Origin of the sequence: Rathayibacter sp. AY1A7, assembly GCF_002930845.1 — a bacterium.
Classification (GTDB): Bacteria; Actinomycetota; Actinomycetes; order Actinomycetales; family Microbacteriaceae; genus Rathayibacter.
Genome location: NZ_PSTL01000002.1, coordinates 247,241 through 265,177, shown reverse-complemented (window position 1 = coordinate 265,177; position 17,937 = coordinate 247,241). Strand labels below are relative to the sequence as shown.

The following is a 17,937-nucleotide window of genomic DNA, read 5'->3' as shown; positions in this document are numbered from 1 at the left end:
GAGATGCACCACAGCAGGAGGGCCGGGACGGTCCCGACGATCGGGCCCGTGCTGACGAAGGTCGCGCAGTCGCACACCCTCACCGAGGAGAAGGACGACGGAGCGGCCGGCAGCGCAGCTGCGGTCGGAGGACACGACCTCCTGCTGATCAACGGCAACGCCCTCCCTCTCTCCTGAGCCCCCCCTGCGCCGTTGGGACGGGTCCTCGACCCTGATCGCCCGACGATTCCGCCGCGGCGGCATCACCACCGGCTGCGGACCGGGGCGGCGATCGGGCCGTATCCTGCTGTCCGGACCGATCGCTGATGTGCGAACCTCTCCTGAGCGGACTCCCGGATGCGGGCCGACCGTGACCGGTCCGGCCCGTTCCTCTCGTTGCAGCAGGAGACCGCCGTTCCCCAGGAGACACCCGTGATGCGCCTCGATCGATTCCTCGTGTCCCTGGCACGCTCTGCGCGGTGCACGAACCGCTGCGGAGCCTGCGGGCTCGACTGCAGCACCGACGTCTTCATCCTGATCGCGCTCGCGACCGGCGAGAACCGCGGCGAGTCCCGCCTCCGAGAGGTTCTCGACCACCGCTCCGGTGACCGTGTCGATGTCGTCGAGGTGCGCAAGCGCCTCCTGCGGCTCTCCCGCCGGGGTCTGGTGCTCCTCGAGAGAGGCAGGAGGACCCCGCTGCAGCGCATCGAGCGCTTCTCGATCACGCGCGACGGCCGGGCCTTCCTGGCGTCCCACGCCAGAGCACTGGACCTCCTCGCCGAGGAGATCCACGTCGCGCTGCTGTCCCGCTGACGAGCCGAGTGCCTGTGCGGGCGCACGCGGGACGTCTCCTGGTCGGCCGTCGTCGGACCGGTCGTGTCGGTGACGCTCCAGGTGGAGCGACTTCGACACGTGCGTCGCCTCCGACCGCGTCCCGAGCGCTCCGGGGCAGCACGAGGCATCGCCGACCGTCATGGGCGCCGCGCTCGCGACCGTGCTGCCGCGGCGCGAGGCGGTGGCGGCGCTCCTCGAGGACGCCGTCGCTGCTGCATCCTCAGCAGTGTGAGGCGGGCGGGGGACCCGCCTCACGCCGGAACGCGCCCTTCGTGCATCACCCCGTGCTGGAGAGCTGGATGATCTCGGAGATCACCGCGGCTCGAGTGTCGTCCGGTATCCGATCGCCTCCGAGGGAGTGGTGTGACCACAGGCCGTCAGCCGCAAGGCAGGCGATGAACTGGCGGAGAGCGATCGGATCGGTCGCGGTCTCCTCTGCGGAGGGCGTCCACCTTCGGCGCACCTCCGCTACCGGCGCTCGGAGAGCGGTGTCGCTGCCCGTGGCCTGGAGGAGTCCGATCTGCATGTGCGTCGACGGCGTCAGGGCGACGGTGACGTAGGCACTCACGCGCTCCGTCAAGGTGGCCTCGTCCGCGGTCTTCCCCGCGACGTCGATCAGCTGGGCTTCCCAGCCTGCCGCGACGTGCTCCTGGAGAGCATGAGCGAGATCGGCTCGATCGCGGAAGTGGTACATCATTCCACCGCGTGTCAGCCCAGCCTCTTCGGCAGTCGCTTCGAGCGTGACGCGAACAGAACCTTCCCTCGCCGCGACACGGACCGCTGCGTCGAGGATCCGAGTCCGGTTGTTGGGTCGCGTCGCGCGAGGAGACGTCCGAGGAGAAGGCAGGACCCCCTCACCGCTGGGCGGGTTCGGTTCCATGTCGTGATCGATTCCGCCGCTCCCTCGGTCCGAGTGAGCGGCTAGGGATGGCGGGTGCTGAGGCGCCCGGAGGGTGTCGACGCGTCACCGCACGAGCGGGTGCGACAGTGTCGGCCGCCAGTCTGCCATCCTCTCCTGCCGACGTCGGAAGGTGAGGCTCGACCCCCTCGGTGTCGAGCCGTCCTGACGACGGACTGCAGCCGGAGGGACGGCTGTCACGGTCGACGAATCAGGAAGCAACTGTACATTCATGATTGTACAGTTGTGGAACGGTATCGGCCTGCCCAGCTTCGGAGCTGCGGGCGGTCAGATGCACTGCCGGTGCGGGATCCGAGGCTGAAAACCTCCAGCGACTTCATTCCTCAGAAGCCTGGAGGTTTCTTCATGTCCAGAATCGCGGACAAGCCGAACGCCCGCTGGTGGGCGCTCGCCGTTCTCGCCATGACCCAGCTCGTCGTCGTCCTCGACACGATGATCGTCACCATCGCCCTGCCTCAGGCCCAACTGGATCTCGGGATGAGCGACAGCCTGCGCCAGTGGGTCGTCACCGCCTACGCCCTCGCTTTCGGAGCACTTCTCCTTCTGGGCGGTCGGATCGCCGATTACTGGGGCCGCAAGCGCACCTTCATGGTCGGAATGATCGGCTTCGGAGCGGCCTCGCTCTGGGCCGGACTGTCGCAGAGCGGCATGGAACTCGTCATCGCTCGCGGCGTCCAGGGCGCCTTCGCTTCACTGCTCGCCCCCGCCGCACTCGCCATGCTCACCGTGACGTTCGCCCACGGCAAGGAGCGCAATCTCGCCTTCGCCGTCTTCGGCACGGTCGCCGGATCCGGAGCCGCAATCGGCCTGATCCTGGGCGGCGTGCTCACCGAATTCACCGACTGGCGCTGGTGCCTCTTCGTCAACCTCATCTTCGTCGCCTTCGGCCTCGTCGGCGGGGCTCTCGTGCTCCGCGAGAGCAAGGCGGAAGGAGACAACCGCTACGACGTCTGGGGAACCCTCACCGTGACCCTGGGACTGGGCGCGATCGTCTACGGGTTCACCCGAGCCGAGCACGGATGGGGCGCGATCGACACCGTCGCCTTCCTCGCACTCGGCATCGTCCTGCTGACCGTCTTCGTGCTCATCGAACGCACGGTCGACCAGCCGTTGCTGCCCCTGCGCGTCATCCTGCGTCGTGTGCGAGGCGGCGCGATCCTGATCCAGGCCGCCAATGGCGCCGTGATGATCGGGGCCATCCTCTATCTCGCGTTCTACTTCCAGATCGTGCTCGGAATGGGACCGCTGATGGCAGGACTCGCGAACCTCGCCATGACCGTCGCGATCATGGCGTTCTCGCCCGTCACCACGAAGATCCTCAACACGTTCGGCCCCCGACCCCTGATGATCGTCGGGCCGCTCGTCTCGGCAGCAGGACTCTTCCTGCTCCTCGGCATCACCCCGGACGGGAACTACTTCCTCCAGGTCCTGCCCGCCCTGGTCGTGCTCGGAATCGGACTCTCCATGCTCTTCGTGCCCGTCCAGAACCTCGCCCTTCTCGGGGTCGAGAACGAGGACGCCGGAGTGGCCTCCGCCGTCGTCAACTCCGTCTTCCACATCGGCGGGTCCATCGGTCTCGCGGTGTTCACCGTGTTCTACGCGAGCACCGCGGACTCCGCCATCGCGTCCGGAACGGCCGAGCTCACCGCATTCACCGACGGCTACAAGGCCGTGTTCCTGGCTGCCGCAGTGACCATGGTCGCCGCCTCCGTCATCGGATTCCTCCTCATCCGCGGGAAGAAGGAGGACCTCGACCCCGCCGGGGACGAGGCGGAGGCCGCCCTCGTCCACTGAGACGATGCCGAAGGGGCGGGCCGGTTCGTGCAGCAGCGGCAGACCGGCTCGCCTCTTCCCGTCCGACTCACGACACCCCGTACGTCGCCGACCGACGACCTCCCCTCGATGGGGAGTCGTTCGTGGATCGCAACGGTCCGGTCGTCCGACGCGGCCGCGTCATCCGGTGGGTCTTCTCCCGCGATGCCGGCTGCACCGCCGAGATCATCGAGGGTCGCGACCCGGTCGCCCGGCACATCACCGCAGACCGGAACGACGACGCCCGGCCGCCCTCAGGTGAGAGGCGGCCGGGCGTCGTCGGTCGGAGGACCCGGTCAGGTCAGCCGCAGCGGAGCGCCGGGTAGGCGGCGCTCACGGGAGCGGAGGCGCTGCCGACGGTGGCGACCCCCTGGACGGTGCCGGCGGCGACCGAGGCGGCCCGCGTGGTCACGGCCAGCGAGGCGGTCCGGCCCGCATCGATCTGCTGCGTCTTCGCGCCCCACAGGGTGTTCCAGCGGAGGTCGGCGGTCGACGCGGCCTTGTTGACAGTGGTCAGCGTGACCACCACCTTGCCCGCGACGCAGCGAGCCGCTGCAGTGGCGGTGACGGGCACAGCCGGCGCCTTCACGGTGATCGTCGCCGTGACGGTGCGGTTGGCCGAGGCCACCTCCTGCTCCTTCGAGAGCGAGAGGTCGAGCCGGCCGCTCGCGCGGATGTTCACGCCCTTGAACCAGGTGTTGCGGTCCGAATCGAACAGGCCGCCCGCGTTCTGCGGATCGGTCGCCGTGTGCGGGTCCGGGTAGGGGCGGGCGTGGTAGGCGAGGAGCAGGTTGCCCGACTCGTCCTCGACGAACGAGTTGTGCCCGGTGCCGGCCTGCTGGCGCGAGAAGTACTGCGTCTCGTCCGCGCCGAGGCGGCCCAGGTAGGTGTCCTCGGTGTCCAGCACCGGGAACGCGGTCTGCGTCCACGTCGCGGGGTTGAGGAGGTCGGCACTCGCGTCGGCCGTGAGCAGGCCGAGCGAGTAGTACTTGTCGACCGTTCCGCCCGAGTAGGTGAGGTACATGCGTCCTCCCTTGGACACGATGAACGGCGCCTCGACGACGCCCTGGTCGTTGCCCTCGGTGGTGTCGGACGGGGTCGGCGAGCGCTTGCCCGACTCCCACGGCTGGCTCTCGCCGTAGATGCGGGTGACCGCACCGGTCACCAGCGGGACGGTGCCCTTGGGCCCCATCGTCGCCTTGGCGAGGGAGAGCGTGTTGCCGTTGGGCAGGACCCAGTAGCCCTGGGTGGCGCCGTTCTCCTGGCGGTCGATGTAGCTGACGTCGAAGGCCGCGCCCTCGAGGACGACCGGCTCGCCCCACTTCGTCTGGTCGAGGAATCCGCCCTCGGCGATCGAGGCGTCGGTCCCGGTGTAGGGGATCAGGACGGTGTTGTCGCACCAGCCGCCCACAGGCGCGTAGCCCTTGTTCATGCCGGCGACGATCCACCAGGTGCCGTTGATCTTGTGGAACTCCTGCGCCCAGATGTATCCGCCCCAGCCGTAGAAGGTGTTCGGGTACTGGCTCTGGCGACCGGGCGTGCCGGCGTCGGGGTCGATCACGATCTGCTCGGGAGCGGAGTCGAGACCGGCGATGGTCTTCGAGCGCTTGAGGCCGATCTTGCGGTAGCTGGAGCTCTCCTCGATCGGGCCGAGCGAGTCCTGACCGTAGTGCGAGCCCGTGAGGTAGTAGTAGCCGTCGTCCTCGTTGAAGAAGACGTGCGGATCCGCGCGGGCCTCGTTGACCATCGCCTCGGGGTCCTGCTGGACGGAGCCGGTGACCCGGTAGGTCCCGGGACGCGAGGTGTCGACGGCGGTGGTCAGATCGTCCTGCCAGTCGACGTTGAGCGACTTGGTCGAGCCGTCGTTGTACTCCATCACGGCCTGCCCCGGGAGCGCTGCGGCGATCGCAGCGGATCCGGCGCCGGAGTCGACGGAGCCGCTGAGCGACTTCACACCGGTGTTCTTCAGGTCGACGTATTCGCGGTAGAACGTGCTGAACTCGGTCGAGGTCAGCGCCGTCTCGCCGGCCTGGCCCTGGGTGAACCCGGCGGGGAGACCCGAGCCCTGGACACCGGGGACACGGGCGTCGGCGCGGGTGGTCGCTCCGGGAGCGGTGCCGGAGGCGAGGTCCGTGAACAGCGTCACGCGGCCCTCGGTGGTGAGCAGATCGGTCCAGAACAGCTTGTAGACGCCGAGGGCGGAGTCGAAGACGATCCGCGGGTCGGTCACGACCGAGCCCGGCGCGACCCGGAGGACGCGCTGGTCGCGGAACGTGCGGCCGTCGGCGGAGCTCCAGAGGTAGACGGAGTCCGTGGCGTTGTTCTGCGACGAGACCGCGCCGAGCGAGCCGTCCTTCGAGCGGAACAGCAGCGGCGAGCCCATCTGGGCGTTCGGGCGCTGCGCCTGATCGCCGTCCTTGAGGACGGAGAGGATCGACTGCGAGCGGTTCAGCGGCTCCCAGGTGGTCGCGCCGGCGGGCAGTGCGGCCGTGAAGAGCGAGTCCGCGCGGCGGTCGTCGTTGTACGCCAGCGGGTCGTCCTTCACTCCGTTCGTCGTGGTGACGGTCTTGACGGAGGTGGCGATGCGCCCGCCGGGCACGGCGAGGGTGCTGTCCCACGCGTAGGTCTGCCCGGCGACGGCTGCCTGGAGGCGGACGGCGACGGGAGCGGTGAGGCCCGAGAGGTTCACGGCGCCGGTGGAGGAGACGCGCGCGGCGCCGGCGCCGGAGGCGGTCCACGTCACGGTGTTCCCGAGGACCTGCGCGGGCAGGTCGCCGAGCACGGTCGTGGGGACGTCGAGGGCGGCGCGCAGGTCGGTCGCCACAGTGCTGCTCGTCGCGCCCAGCTCGGCCCCGGTCAGAGCGCGGTCGTAGACGCGCAGATTGTCGAGGAGTCCGGCGAAGTACTCCCCGCCGCCCCAGTTGGCCTTGCCGATCTGCAGGACTCCGCCGGTCGATCCGAGGACCGTCGCGAGCGAGGGGCCGGCCGTCGTGACGGCGACGGGCTTCGCGTCGACGTAGAGGCGGGCGGTGCCGGCGCTCAGCACGAGATCGACGTGCTTCCACTCCGTGCTGCTCGGGCCGGTGAGGTTGCCCGAGGAGTCGCGGGCGCCGCTGTTGGCGTACCGCTCGACGGTGATGCCGTTCGTCCTGTCGAGGACGCCGACGTACTTCTCCTGGGCGTAGTCCTGGGTCGCGGCCGAGCGAGCGGCGAAGACCGACCAGCCGACGTTGTCCGCGGCGGCGGGCTTGGAGTCGTACGACAGAGTGACGGAGTCGCGACCCTTCAGCAGCGGCTGCCCGTCGGTCGCAGTGAGGTCGAGCCAGAACGAGGACGACAGCGAGACGGCGCTGCCCTGCCCGGTGCGGCCGGCGACGAGGGTCGGCGTGCCCTTCACGGCGGCGCGGGTCGACCTGTCGGTGAAGGCGCCTCCGCTCGGGGCGGTGTCGAAGGTGAAGTCCGCGAGCAGGCTCTGCGCGGGAGTGGTCGCCGCTGTCGCGGCGACGGCGACCGGCACGGCGGCGCCGGCGGCGAGGGCGATCGTCGCGGATGCGGCGAGGGTGGCGGCGAGCAGGCGCGAGGGCCTGCCTCCGCCCGGGGGTCGTGACGTCATCGTCGACGTGTCCTCTCGGGTTCTGCAGCGAACCGGTGGGCGGACGGGGGATCCCGCCTGCGGTGTGGTCTCCGCACGCTACCGGCGATTGTTCACGGTAACAAGGGAGCACGACCATCGGTTGCGAAACTCCCACACCCGTCGGACATCCGGGCGAGCAGAATGCCGAAGCGGGAGGGCCGGCAGCCTCTGCGCCGGCCCCGCCCGGTCAGTGCCCGCGCGCGATCCACTCCTCGCGGTGCGGCGCCTCCGCCCCGATCGTCGTAGAGTCGCCGTGGCCGGTCCGGACCACCGTCTCGGCGGGCAGCGTCAGCAGGCGCTCCGTGATCGAGTCGATGATCGTCGGGAAGTCGCTGTACGAGCGGCCGGTGGCCCCCGGCCCGCCCTGGAAGAGGGTGTCGCCGGTGAACACCGTGCCGAGCGCCTCGGCGACGAAGCAGACGGCGCCGGGGGTGTGGCCCGGGGTGTGCCGCACCTCGAGCTCGACGCCGGCGACGGGCACGATCCGCCCGTCGACCAGACCGCCGCTCGGGGCCGTGCCGGGGTGCACGGCGTCCCACAGCATCCGGTCGGCCTCGTGGAGCAGCACCGGGGCGCCGGTCGCAGCGCGGACTCCCTCGACCGCGTCGAGGTGGTCGTCGTGCCCGTGGGTCAGCAGTACGGCGAGGAGCCGGCGCTCGCCGACGGCCGCGAGGATCGCGTCCGCGTCGTGGGCCGCGTCGATGACGACGCACTCGGAGTCGTCGCCGACGATCCACACGTTGTTGTCGACGTCCCAGGTGCCGCCGTCGAGGCTGAAGGTGCCGCTCGTGACGAGCTGCTCGATCCGCGCGCCCATCAGAGCACCACCACCGAGCGGAGCACGTCGCCGCCGGCCATCGTGGCGAAGGCCTCCTCGATGTCCTCGATCCCGATCCGCTCGCTCACGAACTCGTCCAGGGGCAGGCGGCCCTGGAGGTAGAGGCCGGTCAGCATCGGGAAGTCGCGCTCGGGCAGGCAGTCGCCGTACCAGCTCGACTTCAGCGATCCACCGCGGCCGAAGACGTCGAGCAGGGGGATCTCGAGGGTCATCTCGGGAGTCGGCACCCCGACCAGCACCACGGTCCCGGCGAGGTCGCGGGCGTAGAACGCCTGGCGCCAGGTCTCGGGGCGGCCCACAGCGTCGATGACGACGTCCGCTCCGAAGCCGTTCGTCAGGGCCTGCACCGCCGCGACGACGCCCGCCTCGTCGAGGCCGCTGGAGTCGATGACGTGCGTGGCGCCGAGCTTCTCGGCCGCAACCAGCTTCTTGGGGTCCCGGTCGATCGCGATGACCGTGCCGGCGCCCGCGAGAGCGGCGCCGACCACGGCGGCCGTGCCGACTCCTCCGCAGCCGATGACCGCGACGGAGTCGCCGCGCGTCACGTTCCCGGTGTTCATCGCCGCGCCGAGGCCGGCCATGATCCCGCAGCCGAGCAGGCCCACCGCGGCGGGGTCCGCCTCCGGATCGACCTTCGTGCACTGCTTCGCGTGCACGAGGGTCTTCTCGGCGAAGGCGCCGATCCCGAGGGCGGGGCTGAGCTCGGTGCCGTCCTCCAGGGTCATCCGCTGCGTCGCGTTGAAGGTGTCGAAGCAGTACCAGGGCTCGGCCCGGGTGCAGGCCCGGCACTCGCCGCAGACCGCGCGCCAGTTGAGGACCACGAAGTCGCCGACCGCGACATGGGTGACTCCCTCTCCGATCGCGCTGACCCGTCCGGCCGCCTCGTGACCGAGGAGGAAGGGGAAGTCGTCGCTGATCCCGCCCTCGCGGTAGTGGAAGTCGGTGTGGCAGACACCGCAGGTCTCGATGTCGACCACGGCCTCGCCCGGGCCCGGATCGGGGACGACGATGTCGACGAGCTCCACGGGAGCGCCCTTCGACCGGGCGATGACGCCGCGCACAATGGTGGGCATGGGGGCTCCTTCGACGGGGGCGTGCAGGTCCGCTCCACAGTAACGACCGCGGGAGGCGGGTGCGCCGGGTGGACGCGGGCGCTCCCGCCCACTCCGGGGCCGGGCCGCCCGCCTCGCGGACCGCGACCCTGACAGTCGGTAGGGTGCGGGCCATGCGCACTCTGTACCCCGAGATCGAGCCCCACGACTCCGGCATGCTCGACGTCGGCGACGGCCACTCGCTCTACTGGGAGGTCTCGGGCAACCCCGAGGGCAAGCCCGTCGTGTTCCTGCACGGCGGCCCCGGCGCCGGCACCTCGCCCGCCCACCGGCGGCTGTTCGACCCCGAGAAGTACCGCATCGTGCTGTTCGACCAGCGGATGTGCGGCCGCTCCACCCCGCACGCCGGCGAGCCGGAGGCCGACCTCTCGACCAACACCACCTGGTACCTGGTCGCCGACATCGAGCGCCTCCGCGAGCACCTCGGCGTCGAGCGCTGGCTCGTGCTCGGCGGCTCCTGGGGCTCGACCCTCGCCCTCGCCTACGCCGAGACCCACCCCGAGCGGGTCAGCGAGATCGTCCTCCGCGGGATCTTCACCCTCCGCCGCGCCGAGCTCGAGTGGTTCTACGAGGGCGGCGCCGCCGCGGTCTACCCGGACCTCTGGGAGGGCTACACCTCCGTCGTCCCGGCCGGCGAGCGGGGCAGCCTCATCGAGGCGTACTACCGCCTGCTCCACGACGCGGACCCCGCCGTGCACGGCCCCGCCGGTGTCGCCTGGACCACCTGGGAGGCGTCGACCATCACCCTCCTGCAGAAGCCGGAGCTGATCGCGGACTGGTCCGATCCCGTCTTCGCGCTCGCCTTCGCCCGCATCGAGAACCACTTCTTCGTGCACAGGGGCTGGCTGGAGGAGGGGCAGCTGATCCGCGACGCCGGCGTCCTCCGCGACATCCCGGCCGTCATCGTGCAGGGCCGCTACGACATGTGCACCCCGGCCTTCACCGCCTGGGACCTGCACCGGGCCTGGCCCGAGGCCGACTTCCGGATGATCGCCGACGCGGGCCACGCCTTCGACGAGCCGGGGATCCTCGACGCGCTGATCGAGGCGACGGACCGCTTCGCGTCCTGATGGGCGGGGCGGTCCGCGCCTCGCGGCCGGGATGCCCCGGCGCCCGTGCCTGAGCGTCCCGCGCCCGGTGCCGTCGTGTCCCGGGAGCGGGTCTACCCTGATCAGATGCGCGCGGACGACGCCTCCGGGATGGAGGACTGGCCCACCGGCCGGCTGCTCTCCACCGCCTCCCGGATGGTCGAGCACGCCTGGCACGGCGCCCTCGCCGAGATCGGCCTCACCCACGCCGGCCTGATCGTGCTGCACCTCCTGCAGGCGGGTCCCGTCGCGCAGAAGGAGCTGGCCGCCGCGGCCCACGTCGAGGTGCAGACCATGTCGCGCACCATCGAGCGCCTCGAGCGCGAGGGCCACGTCTCGCGCACCACGGATCCGTCGGACCGCCGCCGGCAGCTCGTCGCGCTCACCGACGCGGGCGGCGAGGCCTGGCGCCGGGCGCACCGCCTCGAGGTCGACATGTTCCCGGGCTCGCTCGAGCACGGCCCCCTGCGCGAGGCGCTGCTCGAGATCATCCGCTCGGCCAGCGAGTCGCGCTGGGGCTGACCGCAAGCCCGAGCGGAGCCCGTCCGCGGAGCGCTAGCTTCGTCGGCATGACCTTCAACGACGACTCCCAGCTCAGCGGCGGCAAGGTCCGCCGCCGCGGCCGCACCACCGGCATCGCCGTCGGCGGGGGTGCGGTGGGCGTGGTCGTGCTCGCGCTGCTCTCGCAGCTGCTCGGCGTGAACCTCTCGGGCCTCGGCGAGGTGTTCGGCGGAGGCGGGTCCTCGCCGGAGGGCGTCACCTCCACCGCGGTGGCCTGCGACAGCGGCGCCGACGCGAACACGCAGGTCGACTGCCGCCTCGAGGGTGCGGCCGAGTCGCTCGACCGCTACTGGGGCGAGCAGACGCCGACCCTCGGAGTCGCCTACACGACCCCGACCGGCGTCGACCTGTTCGAGGACAGCACCACCACCGGCTGCGGGAGCGCGACCGCCGCGGTCGGCCCGTTCTACTGCCCGCCGGACCGGACGATCTACCTCGACACCGACTTCTTCGACGAGCTGCGCACCCGGTTCGACACCTCGGGCGGATCGCTCGCGCAGATGTACATCCTCGCCCACGAGTGGGGCCACCACATCCAGAACCTGACCGGCGCGATGGAGTCGGCGGACCGCTCCGGCACCGGCCCCGAGTCGGACTCGGTGCGCCTCGAGCTGCAGGCCGACTGCTTCGCCGGAGCCTGGGTGGGCGACGCCTCGACGGTGCCCGACGAGACCGGCACGCCCTACCTCAAGCCGGTGACGGCGCAGGAGTACCAGGACGCGCTCGGCGCCGCGGCCGCCGTCGGCGACGACCGCATCCAGGAGCAGGCCACCGGCACCGTCGATCCGGAGGGATGGACGCACGGCTCGGCCGAGCAGCGGCAGCGCTGGTTCCAGGCCGGCTTCGAGGGCGACGCCACCAGCTGCGACACCTTCGCGGCCGCGCAGCTCTGACCGGGCGCCGCTGAGGGCTCCTCGCCGCTCCCTGGGGACCCGCGCGGGTCAGGACACGGAGTCGGCCGGCTCCTCCATGTACCACTCGGTGAACGAGCGCGCCCGCCCGTCGGGGGCGAAGCGGATGACCCAGAGGTTCAGGTAGGTGCGGTCGCCCGGGTAGACGGTGCGCGCCTCCACCACGGCGGTCTCCTCCGTCAGCGCGACCAGGCCCCACGCGAACGTCGGGTCGGCGGGCTCCTCCTCCGCCCGCCACCACTCGACGATCGCGCCGCGCGGAGTGATCGCGTCGCGGTGCGGCGCCGTGAAGTACTCGGCGTCCTCGGTGAACAGTGCGGCCACGTCTGCCGCGTCGTCCGTGGCCCAGGCCTTCTCGTAGCGGGCGATCCAGCTCTCGATGTCGATCATCCGCCCATCCTCGTCCTGCCCGACGCGCGCGGGAAGGAGAAGGAGGGAACAAAGTGGCGCCCCGCGCCGTTGAGCCCCGAGCCGGTCGAAAGCAGAGCCGAGCGATACGATCCCGCCGACGACGGCCCGCCCGCCGCCGCGGTCCGGGTGCGCGTCCGCCGCCGACACGAAGGACCGCCGTGCCCGACTCCGACAGACGCTCCCTGACCCGCTCGCCGGACCCGCGCCTCATCACCGCCGTCCTCGCCTTCGCGGGCATGAGCGCCTCCTTCATGCAGACGCTGGTCGTCCCGATCCAGTCCGAGCTGCCGACGCTGCTCGGCGCCGACCGCACCGAGACCGCGTGGGTGATCACCGCGACGCTGCTGAGCGCCTGCATCCTCACCCCGGTCTCGGGCCGCCTCGGCGACCTCTACGGCAAGCGGCGGATGGCCGTGGCCGCGCTGGTCGTGCTCGTGATCGGCTCGATCGTCTGCGCCTTCGCGGGCGACGTGTGGACGCTGGTCGTGGGCCGGGCCCTCCAGGGCGCGGTGATGGGCGTCATCCCGCTCGGCATCTCGATCCTCCGCGACACCCTCCACCGCGACCGGCTCCCCGGCGCGATCGCCCTGGTCAGCGCGACCCTCGGCATCGGCGGCGCGCTCGGCCTGCCGCTCAGCGCCCTCATCGCGCAGAACACCGACTGGCACGTCCTGTTCTGGATGTCTGCAGGCCTCGGCGTCCTCGACATCGTCCTCGTCCTCCTGGTCGTGCCGGTGTCGACGCTGCGCTCGGCCGGCACCTTCGACGTGGTCGGCACCATCGGCCTCGCCCTCGGACTGAGCGGCGTGCTGATCGCCGTCTCGCGCGGCAACGACTCCGGCTGGACGAGCCCCGCGATCCTCGGCTCCGGCCTCGGCGGCATCGCCGTCCTGCTCCTCTGGGGCTGGTACGAGCTGCGGCAGGAGAGCCCGCTCGTCGACCTCCGGGTGGCCGCCCGCCCCGCCGTCCTCTTCACCAACCTCGCCTCGGTGGCGGTCGGCTTCGCGTTCTTCGGCGCCCAGATCACGCTGCCGCAGCGCCTCGAGCTGCCGACCGCGTCCGGCGTCGGCTTCGGCCTGAGCCTGATCGTGGCGAGCCTCGTGCTCGCGCCCTCGGGCCTGGCGATGATGGCGACGTCCCCGCTCGCCGCCCGCCTCTCGGCGCAGTCCGGGCCGCGGCTCGTGCTGATCGCCGGCTCCGGGCTGATCGCGGTCTCGTACCTGCTGATCCTCCCGTTCGGCGGCGAGGTGTGGCAGATCCTGGTGATCAACGCCCTCATCGGCGTCGGGCTGGGCCTCGCCTACGCCGCGATGCCGACGCTCATCATGCACGCCGTCCCCGCCTCGGAGACCGCCGCCGCGAACGGGCTGAACTCGCTGATGCGCACCCTCGGCACGACGCTCTCCTCCGCCGTGACCGCGGGCGTGCTCGCGCAGCTGACCGTGTCGGTCGGCGACGTGCAGCTGCCGAGCTCGCAGGGCTTCGAGACCACGTTCGTGATCGGCGCGATCGGAGCGCTGGTCGCCGTCGCCCTCGGCCTGCTCATCCCGCGGGCGCCCCGCCCGGAGGCGCGACCCGCTCTGCCCTGACCGGTCCGCGCGTCGTCGGCCGCGAATGCTCCTCGCCGAGGAGACCTGGTCGCGGCCGGCGACGCGCGGCCCGCTACTCGTCCTCGAGCAGCATCCGCTCGATCTGCAGCTCGCGCAGCCGCGTCGAGGCCTGCAGGTTCTCGCGCGCGGCGAGCACCAGGCGGCACAGCAGCACCAGCAGCACGATCGCGAGCACCGCGACCGCCGTCACGACGACTCCGTACAGCGCGGTCAGGACTCCCCAGGTCTGGATCATCCCTCGACGCTACGGAGCCGCACCCGCCCTCGCGTCCCCCCGCCCGACGGAGTGCGCGGGGCGGGGCGGGCAGCCGGTGCAGGGGCAGTGGACGCGCAGAGCCCGGCCCGCGACGGCTCAGCCCGCGAACGCCCCGCGGTACGCCCGCGCCGGGTGCGTCGCCGGCAGCTCGTCCGTCCCGAACAGCTTGCGGCGCAGCGTCCCCTCGGCGTAGTCGGTCTGCGCGAGGCCCCGCTCCTGGAGCACCGGCATCACCCTGTCGACGAACTCCTCGTAGCTGCCGGGCAGGATCCAGTTGACGACGTTGATCCCGTCGATCCCCGCGTCGCGCCAGCCCGCCAGGTGGTCGGCGATCTGCTCCGGAGTGCCGACGACCCGTCCGCGCAGCTTCGCCGAGAGCCGGGCCAGATCGCGGACGGTCGGCTCGCGGTCGGGGGAGGCGTCGCGGATCCACTGCAGGTGGCTCTGGCCGGCGTAGGTCCCGATCGCCGAGAGCGGCAGGTCGGGGTCGAGCCTCTCGCCCGTCGCCGGGTCGAAGCCGAGGTTCGAGTGCACGAGGAACGCGTCCGAGGAGAGGTACTCGTCGATCTCGCGCTCGGCGCGGCGCGCCTCCTCCTCCGTGTCGCCGGTGATGAAGGAGAGGCCCAGGTAGAAGGAGGGCGCACCCGCTCCGCGACCGGCCGCCGCGGCGAGGGCCCGCGTGTCCTCGATCAGCTCGCGGGTCTTCTCCGGCGACCCCGAGAACACGAACTGCGCCTCCGCGTTCCGCGCGGCGAAGCGCCGGCCCGCGGGGGAGGAGCCGGCCTGGAAGAGCACGGGCGTGCGCTGGGGCGACGGAGCCGAGAGGTGCGGCCCCTGCACGCGGTGGCGCTTCCCGACGTGGTCGATGCGGTGGATGCGCGCCGGGTCGGCGAAGGAGCCGCTCTTGTCGCGCAGGAGCGCGCCGTCGTCCCACGAGCCCTCCCACAGCTTGTAGACCACGTCGAGGTACTCCTGCGCCCAGGCGTAGCGCTCGTCGTGCTCCTCGAGCCGGTCGTAGCCGAAGTTGCGGGCCGCGCCGTCGAGGGCGCTGGTGACAATGTTCCAGGCGATCCGCCCCTTCGAGAGGTGGTCGAGGGTCGAGACCTTCCGGGCGAAGTCGAACGGATGCGACTGCAGCACCGAGCTCGTGAACGCGAAGCCGAGGTGCTCGGTGCTCACCGCCAGGGCCGAGAGCAGCACCGACGGGTCGTTGCTGGGCAGCTGCAGCCCCTCGCGGGCGTTGACGTCCCAGTCGCCGTCCGCCGGACCGTAGAGCCCCGCCACGTCGGCGAAGAACATCGCGTCGAAGCGGCCGCGCTCCAGCGTCCGGGCGAGGTCGATCCAGAGCTGCACGTCGTCGAACTCGTGCTGCCGGGCGTCGGGGTGGCGCCAGAGGCCGTGCTGGATGTGGGAGGCGGTGTTCATGACGAACGCGCAGAAGCGCAGCGGGCGGGGCTCGGTGATCACGCTCCCAGGCTAGGCCGGGTGCCTCCCACCGGTCTCGAACGACTCCGCGCGTAGGGTGTCCGACTGTGGAATCCCGCATCCCCGAACCCGCGCACGCCGTCCCTCCGCTGACGGACGCCGTCGCCGAGGCGCTCGACGCCACCACCGTCGCCGAGATCCGCGCACTGCGCGACGACTTCGCGCGCTTCATGCTCCAGTACAAGTTCGGGATGGACGAGATCGTCACGAAGGTGTCGATCCTGCAGGAGGAGTTCCGCGAGCTGCAGGAGTACAACCCGATCGAGCACGTCACGAGCCGGCTCAAGTCGGCCGACAGCCTGATCGAGAAGATCGAGCGCAAGGGCTGCGAGACGACCTTCGAGGGCATCGCCGACGCGATCACCGACATCGCCGGCGTGCGGATCACCTGCAGCTTCGTCTCGGACGTCTACCGCGTCTTCGACCTGCTCACCTCGCAGTCCGACGTGACGGTGCTCGAGGTGAAGGACTACATCGCCGAGCCGAAGGAGAACGGCTACAAGAGCCTGCACGCGATCGTCGAGGTGCCCGTGTTCCTCTCCGGCGGATCGGTCGACGTCTGCGTCGAGGTGCAGTTCCGGACCATCGCGATGGACTTCTGGGCGAGCCTGGAGCACAAGATCTACTACAAGTACGACCGCCAGGTCCCGCAGGAGCTCCTCGACGGCCTCGCCGACGCGGCCCGCACCGCCGCCACCCTCGACGCCGACATGGAGCGCCTGCACCGCCAGGTCCGCGGCCCGCTGCCCGGGGCGCGCACCTACGACGTCTGACGCGTCGCCCCACGCCGCCGATCGGGCCGCCCCGACTCCTGCCGATCGAGCAGCCCGCGCAACGGGCGTCTCGAGATCCCCCTACGGAGTCAGCAGCGGCAGCAGCGCCAGCAGCAGCACCGCGGAGCCGTTCAGCGTCGCGTGCGAGACGATCGCCGCTCCGAGCCGCCCGGTGATCGTCGCGATCCAGCCGTGCGCGAGTCCCGCGGTGACCGTGGTCACGCCGAGTGTCACGATCGTCGCCGGGTTCACCATCTGGTGCCCGTGCAGCAGGGCGAAGACCGCCGTGGACGCCAGGATGCTGAACGCCATCGCCCAGATCCGCCGGCCGCGGGTGGGCGGCGCCGACTCCGCGGAGCCCCGGAGCATCCGGTTCCGCACTGCGCGCATCACGACGCCGCGGCAGAGGACCTCCTCGACCAGCGGCGCGACGACGACGGGGATGAGGACCGAGCTCAGCACGAACCACAGCGGATCGGGGTCGATGTCGAGGTTCCCCTGCGCGTCCTGGAGGAGCGGAGCGAACGCGGCGAGCACGAACAGGATCACGACGCGCACCGCGATGCCGAGCCCGATCCCGATGGGCACGTCGATCCAGCGGAACCGCAGCCCGAAGTCGGCCGCCATCGTGCCCAGCCCGCGCAGCCGAGACGCCGCGAACGGGACGATCAGCGCGACGAGGTAGCTCGCGAGCGCCCCCGCGAAGGCGAGTCCGGCGGAGTAGGGGAGCACGCCGAACCCGAACAGCAGGATGAGCACGGCCAGCGGCAGGACGATCCCGACGATCGTGAGCACGGCGGTCGGCAGGCCCCAGCGGACGCGAGGATCGGGCAGGTAGAGGAGGGAGGAGTAGGGCGCCTGGACCGAGGGGAGAGGCTCGGCCGACCACGACGTCGTCGCAGCGGAGTCGGGCGCGAGCGTCGCGGGATCGGGCGGCGGGAAGGCGTCGGGTTGCATGGCCGGGCCAGCCTACGCAGACCGCCTGGACGGGATCCGGGCCGCAGTCACTGCTCGGCGCGGGCCGGAACGGGAGGGATGTGCGGCAAATCGCGGCGGCGGGGACCTCCGGGTACGAAGAAACCCCCGCCATGTAGAAGCTAGGCGAGGGTTCCAGTGGCTCCGACGGGCGTCGATCCCGTGACCTCACGATTTTCAGTCGTGCGCTCTACCAACTGAGCTACAGAGCCGTTGCGACGTGATGTCGCTGGAGAGGTGATCTCCTGAAAAAGGCCCTTCCTCTCGGAAGGGCCTCTTTGCGACCCTGACGGGACTTGAACCCGCGACCTCCGCCGTGACAGGGCGGCACGCTAACCAACTGCGCTACAGGGCCTCGTTGCGAAGACAAGCATACTGCCTTCGAGGCTGTTCTATTTTCACGCCCCGACCCTCTCGAGCCGGCGCACTTTCCGGTGGTGCTGGTACTTCTGGTGGTGCTGGTAGTACCGACCCATCCGTGACCCCAACGGGATTCGAACCCGTGCTGCCGCCGTGAAAGGGCGGTGTCCTAGGCCACTAAACGATGGGGCCGGAGACTCGCGGGGCGACCCTGCGGCCGACCCCCCATGACTACCGACACGCAAGCATAGGGGGCCGCGGCGCAGGATGCAAAATCGACGGTTCCGCAGGCGGCGTGCACCCCGTCCGGGGTTGACCCGGGTCTAGGAGATCGGGCAGGGCCGCGGTTAGGGTGGGGCGGAATCGCTCTTCCCCCCAC

The 17,937-nt window shown here is 71.2% G+C and carries 16 protein-coding genes and 3 tRNA genes; 8 read left to right on the top strand and 11 right to left on the bottom strand.

The window, feature by feature from the left end; translation table 11 throughout:
* Positions 1-48: 48 nt before the first annotated feature.
* The gene (locus C5B95_RS17800; RefSeq protein ID WP_258059766.1) at positions 49-177 is read left to right on the top strand and encodes a hypothetical protein; all 129 of its coding nucleotides are present in this window, start codon (positions 49-51) and stop codon (positions 175-177) included.
* A gap of 234 nt (positions 178-411) precedes the next feature.
* A complete protein-coding gene (locus tag C5B95_RS03420; protein ID WP_146076480.1) occupies positions 412-792 on the top strand; it encodes a hypothetical protein in 381 nt (126 codons plus the stop codon).
* Positions 793-1,090: 298 nt separating this feature from the next.
* On the opposite strand, the gene C5B95_RS03415 is transcribed toward C5B95_RS03420, so the two are convergent.
* Positions 1,091-1,693 (bottom strand): TetR/AcrR family transcriptional regulator, encoded by a 603-nt coding sequence (locus C5B95_RS03415; RefSeq protein WP_104348465.1) that lies wholly within the window; start codon positions 1,691-1,693, stop codon positions 1,091-1,093.
* A 384-nt stretch (positions 1,694-2,077) separates the two neighbouring features.
* On the opposite strand from C5B95_RS03415, the gene C5B95_RS03410 reads away from it, so the two are divergent.
* On the top strand, positions 2,078-3,526 hold the full coding sequence (locus tag C5B95_RS03410; protein WP_104348464.1) for an MFS transporter: 1,449 nt from the start codon (positions 2,078-2,080) through the stop codon (positions 3,524-3,526).
* A 319-nt stretch (positions 3,527-3,845) separates the two neighbouring features.
* Here the strand turns inward: C5B95_RS03410 and C5B95_RS03405 are convergent, their stop codons facing one another.
* The 3 genes from C5B95_RS03405 to C5B95_RS03395 all read right to left on the bottom strand — a co-directional run bounded on the left by C5B95_RS03405 (position 3,846) and on the right by C5B95_RS03395 (position 9,089).
* Positions 3,846-7,157 carry a family 43 glycosylhydrolase gene (locus C5B95_RS03405; RefSeq protein ID WP_104348463.1) on the bottom strand — a complete coding sequence of 1,104 codons (3,312 nt, stop codon included), beginning with the start codon at positions 7,155-7,157 and terminating at the stop codon, positions 3,846-3,848.
* Between the two features lie 208 nt (positions 7,158-7,365).
* Positions 7,366-7,995 (bottom strand): MBL fold metallo-hydrolase, encoded by a 630-nt coding sequence (locus tag C5B95_RS03400; protein ID WP_104226022.1) that lies wholly within the window; start codon positions 7,993-7,995, stop codon positions 7,366-7,368.
* On the bottom strand, positions 7,995-9,089 hold the full coding sequence (locus C5B95_RS03395; protein WP_104266646.1) for an S-(hydroxymethyl)mycothiol dehydrogenase: 1,095 nt from the start codon (positions 9,087-9,089) through the stop codon (positions 7,995-7,997). Before C5B95_RS03395 ends, C5B95_RS03400 begins: the two co-directional genes overlap by 1 nt.
* A gap of 152 nt (positions 9,090-9,241) precedes the next feature.
* Between C5B95_RS03395 and pip the strand changes: the two genes are divergently transcribed.
* The 3 genes from pip (at position 9,242) to C5B95_RS03380 (ending at position 11,670) form a co-directional block, all read left to right on the top strand.
* Positions 9,242-10,198, top strand: a complete 957-nt coding sequence (gene pip / locus C5B95_RS03390; RefSeq protein ID WP_104226020.1) for a prolyl aminopeptidase — start codon at positions 9,242-9,244, stop codon at positions 10,196-10,198.
* A gap of 105 nt (positions 10,199-10,303) precedes the next feature.
* Entirely contained in the window at positions 10,304-10,738 is a 435-nt protein-coding gene (locus C5B95_RS03385) for a MarR family winged helix-turn-helix transcriptional regulator (protein WP_104224399.1), read from the top strand.
* Between the two features lie 47 nt (positions 10,739-10,785).
* Complete coding sequence (locus C5B95_RS03380; RefSeq protein ID WP_104224400.1) at positions 10,786-11,670, top strand: neutral zinc metallopeptidase; 885 nt, start codon at positions 10,786-10,788, stop codon at positions 11,668-11,670.
* A gap of 48 nt (positions 11,671-11,718) precedes the next feature.
* On the opposite strand, the gene C5B95_RS03375 is transcribed toward C5B95_RS03380, so the two are convergent.
* A complete protein-coding gene (locus C5B95_RS03375) occupies positions 11,719-12,078 on the bottom strand; it encodes a nuclear transport factor 2 family protein (protein WP_104348462.1) in 360 nt (119 codons plus the stop codon).
* Positions 12,079-12,257: 179 nt separating this feature from the next.
* Here C5B95_RS03375 and C5B95_RS03370 point away from each other — a divergent pair, with 179 nt between their 5' ends.
* Positions 12,258-13,688 carry an MFS transporter gene (locus tag C5B95_RS03370; RefSeq protein ID WP_258059764.1) on the top strand — a complete coding sequence of 477 codons (1,431 nt, stop codon included), beginning with the start codon at positions 12,258-12,260 and terminating at the stop codon, positions 13,686-13,688.
* A gap of 73 nt (positions 13,689-13,761) precedes the next feature.
* Here the strand turns inward: C5B95_RS03370 and C5B95_RS03365 are convergent, their stop codons facing one another.
* Both C5B95_RS03365 and C5B95_RS03360 read right to left on the bottom strand, forming a co-directional pair.
* Positions 13,762-13,944 carry a hypothetical protein gene (locus tag C5B95_RS03365; RefSeq protein ID WP_104224402.1) on the bottom strand — a complete coding sequence of 61 codons (183 nt, stop codon included), beginning with the start codon at positions 13,942-13,944 and terminating at the stop codon, positions 13,762-13,764.
* 117 nt (positions 13,945-14,061) lie between these two features.
* Positions 14,062-15,390, bottom strand: coding sequence for an NtaA/DmoA family FMN-dependent monooxygenase (locus C5B95_RS03360; RefSeq protein ID WP_374954248.1), 1,329 nt, complete (start codon positions 15,388-15,390; stop codon positions 14,062-14,064).
* Between the two features lie 230 nt (positions 15,391-15,620).
* Between C5B95_RS03360 and C5B95_RS03355 the strand changes: the two genes are divergently transcribed.
* Complete coding sequence (locus tag C5B95_RS03355) at positions 15,621-16,223, top strand: GTP pyrophosphokinase family protein (RefSeq protein WP_104234325.1); 603 nt, start codon at positions 15,621-15,623, stop codon at positions 16,221-16,223.
* An 81-nt stretch (positions 16,224-16,304) separates the two neighbouring features.
* On the opposite strand, the gene C5B95_RS03350 is transcribed toward C5B95_RS03355, so the two are convergent.
* The 4 genes from C5B95_RS03350 to C5B95_RS03335 all read right to left on the bottom strand — a co-directional run bounded on the left by C5B95_RS03350 (position 16,305) and on the right by C5B95_RS03335 (position 17,750).
* Positions 16,305-17,180 (bottom strand): CPBP family intramembrane glutamic endopeptidase, encoded by an 876-nt coding sequence (locus C5B95_RS03350; protein ID WP_104348461.1) that lies wholly within the window; start codon positions 17,178-17,180, stop codon positions 16,305-16,307.
* Positions 17,181-17,337: 157 nt separating this feature from the next.
* Positions 17,338-17,410: transfer RNA gene (locus tag C5B95_RS03345), tRNA-Phe, on the bottom strand.
* A 69-nt stretch (positions 17,411-17,479) separates the two neighbouring features.
* A tRNA-Asp gene (locus tag C5B95_RS03340) sits at positions 17,480-17,553 on the bottom strand.
* Positions 17,554-17,677: 124 nt separating this feature from the next.
* Positions 17,678-17,750: transfer RNA gene (locus C5B95_RS03335), tRNA-Glu, on the bottom strand.
* Positions 17,751-17,937: the final 187 nt, after the last annotated feature.

What these genes read in the sequence shown, in the direction of transcription:
- C5B95_RS03415 (WP_104348465.1), bottom strand. Translation starts at nt 1,693, where the DNA reads ATGGAACCGAACCCGCCCAGCGGTGAGGGGGTCCTGCCTTCTCCTCGG.
- C5B95_RS03410 (WP_104348464.1), top strand. Translation starts at nt 2,078, where the DNA reads ATGTCCAGAATCGCGGACAAGCCGAACGCCCGCTGGTGGGCGCTCGCC.
- C5B95_RS03405 (WP_104348463.1), bottom strand. Translation starts at nt 7,157, where the DNA reads ATGACGTCACGACCCCCGGGCGGAGGCAGGCCCTCGCGCCTGCTCGCC.
- C5B95_RS03400 (WP_104226022.1), bottom strand. Translation starts at nt 7,995, where the DNA reads ATGGGCGCGCGGATCGAGCAGCTCGTCACGAGCGGCACCTTCAGCCTC.
- C5B95_RS03395 (WP_104266646.1), bottom strand. Translation starts at nt 9,089, where the DNA reads ATGCCCACCATTGTGCGCGGCGTCATCGCCCGGTCGAAGGGCGCTCCC.
- pip (WP_104226020.1), top strand. Translation starts at nt 9,242, where the DNA reads ATGCGCACTCTGTACCCCGAGATCGAGCCCCACGACTCCGGCATGCTC.
- C5B95_RS03385 (WP_104224399.1), top strand. Translation starts at nt 10,304, where the DNA reads ATGCGCGCGGACGACGCCTCCGGGATGGAGGACTGGCCCACCGGCCGG.
- C5B95_RS03380 (WP_104224400.1), top strand. Translation starts at nt 10,786, where the DNA reads ATGACCTTCAACGACGACTCCCAGCTCAGCGGCGGCAAGGTCCGCCGC.
- C5B95_RS03375 (WP_104348462.1), bottom strand. Translation starts at nt 12,078, where the DNA reads ATGATCGACATCGAGAGCTGGATCGCCCGCTACGAGAAGGCCTGGGCC.
- C5B95_RS03365 (WP_104224402.1), bottom strand. Translation starts at nt 13,944, where the DNA reads ATGATCCAGACCTGGGGAGTCCTGACCGCGCTGTACGGAGTCGTCGTG.
- C5B95_RS03360 (WP_374954248.1), bottom strand. Translation starts at nt 15,390, where the DNA reads ATGAACACCGCCTCCCACATCCAGCACGGCCTCTGGCGCCACCCCGAC.
- C5B95_RS03355 (WP_104234325.1), top strand. Translation starts at nt 15,621, where the DNA reads ATGCTCCAGTACAAGTTCGGGATGGACGAGATCGTCACGAAGGTGTCG.
- C5B95_RS03350 (WP_104348461.1), bottom strand. Translation starts at nt 17,180, where the DNA reads ATGCAACCCGACGCCTTCCCGCCGCCCGATCCCGCGACGCTCGCGCCC.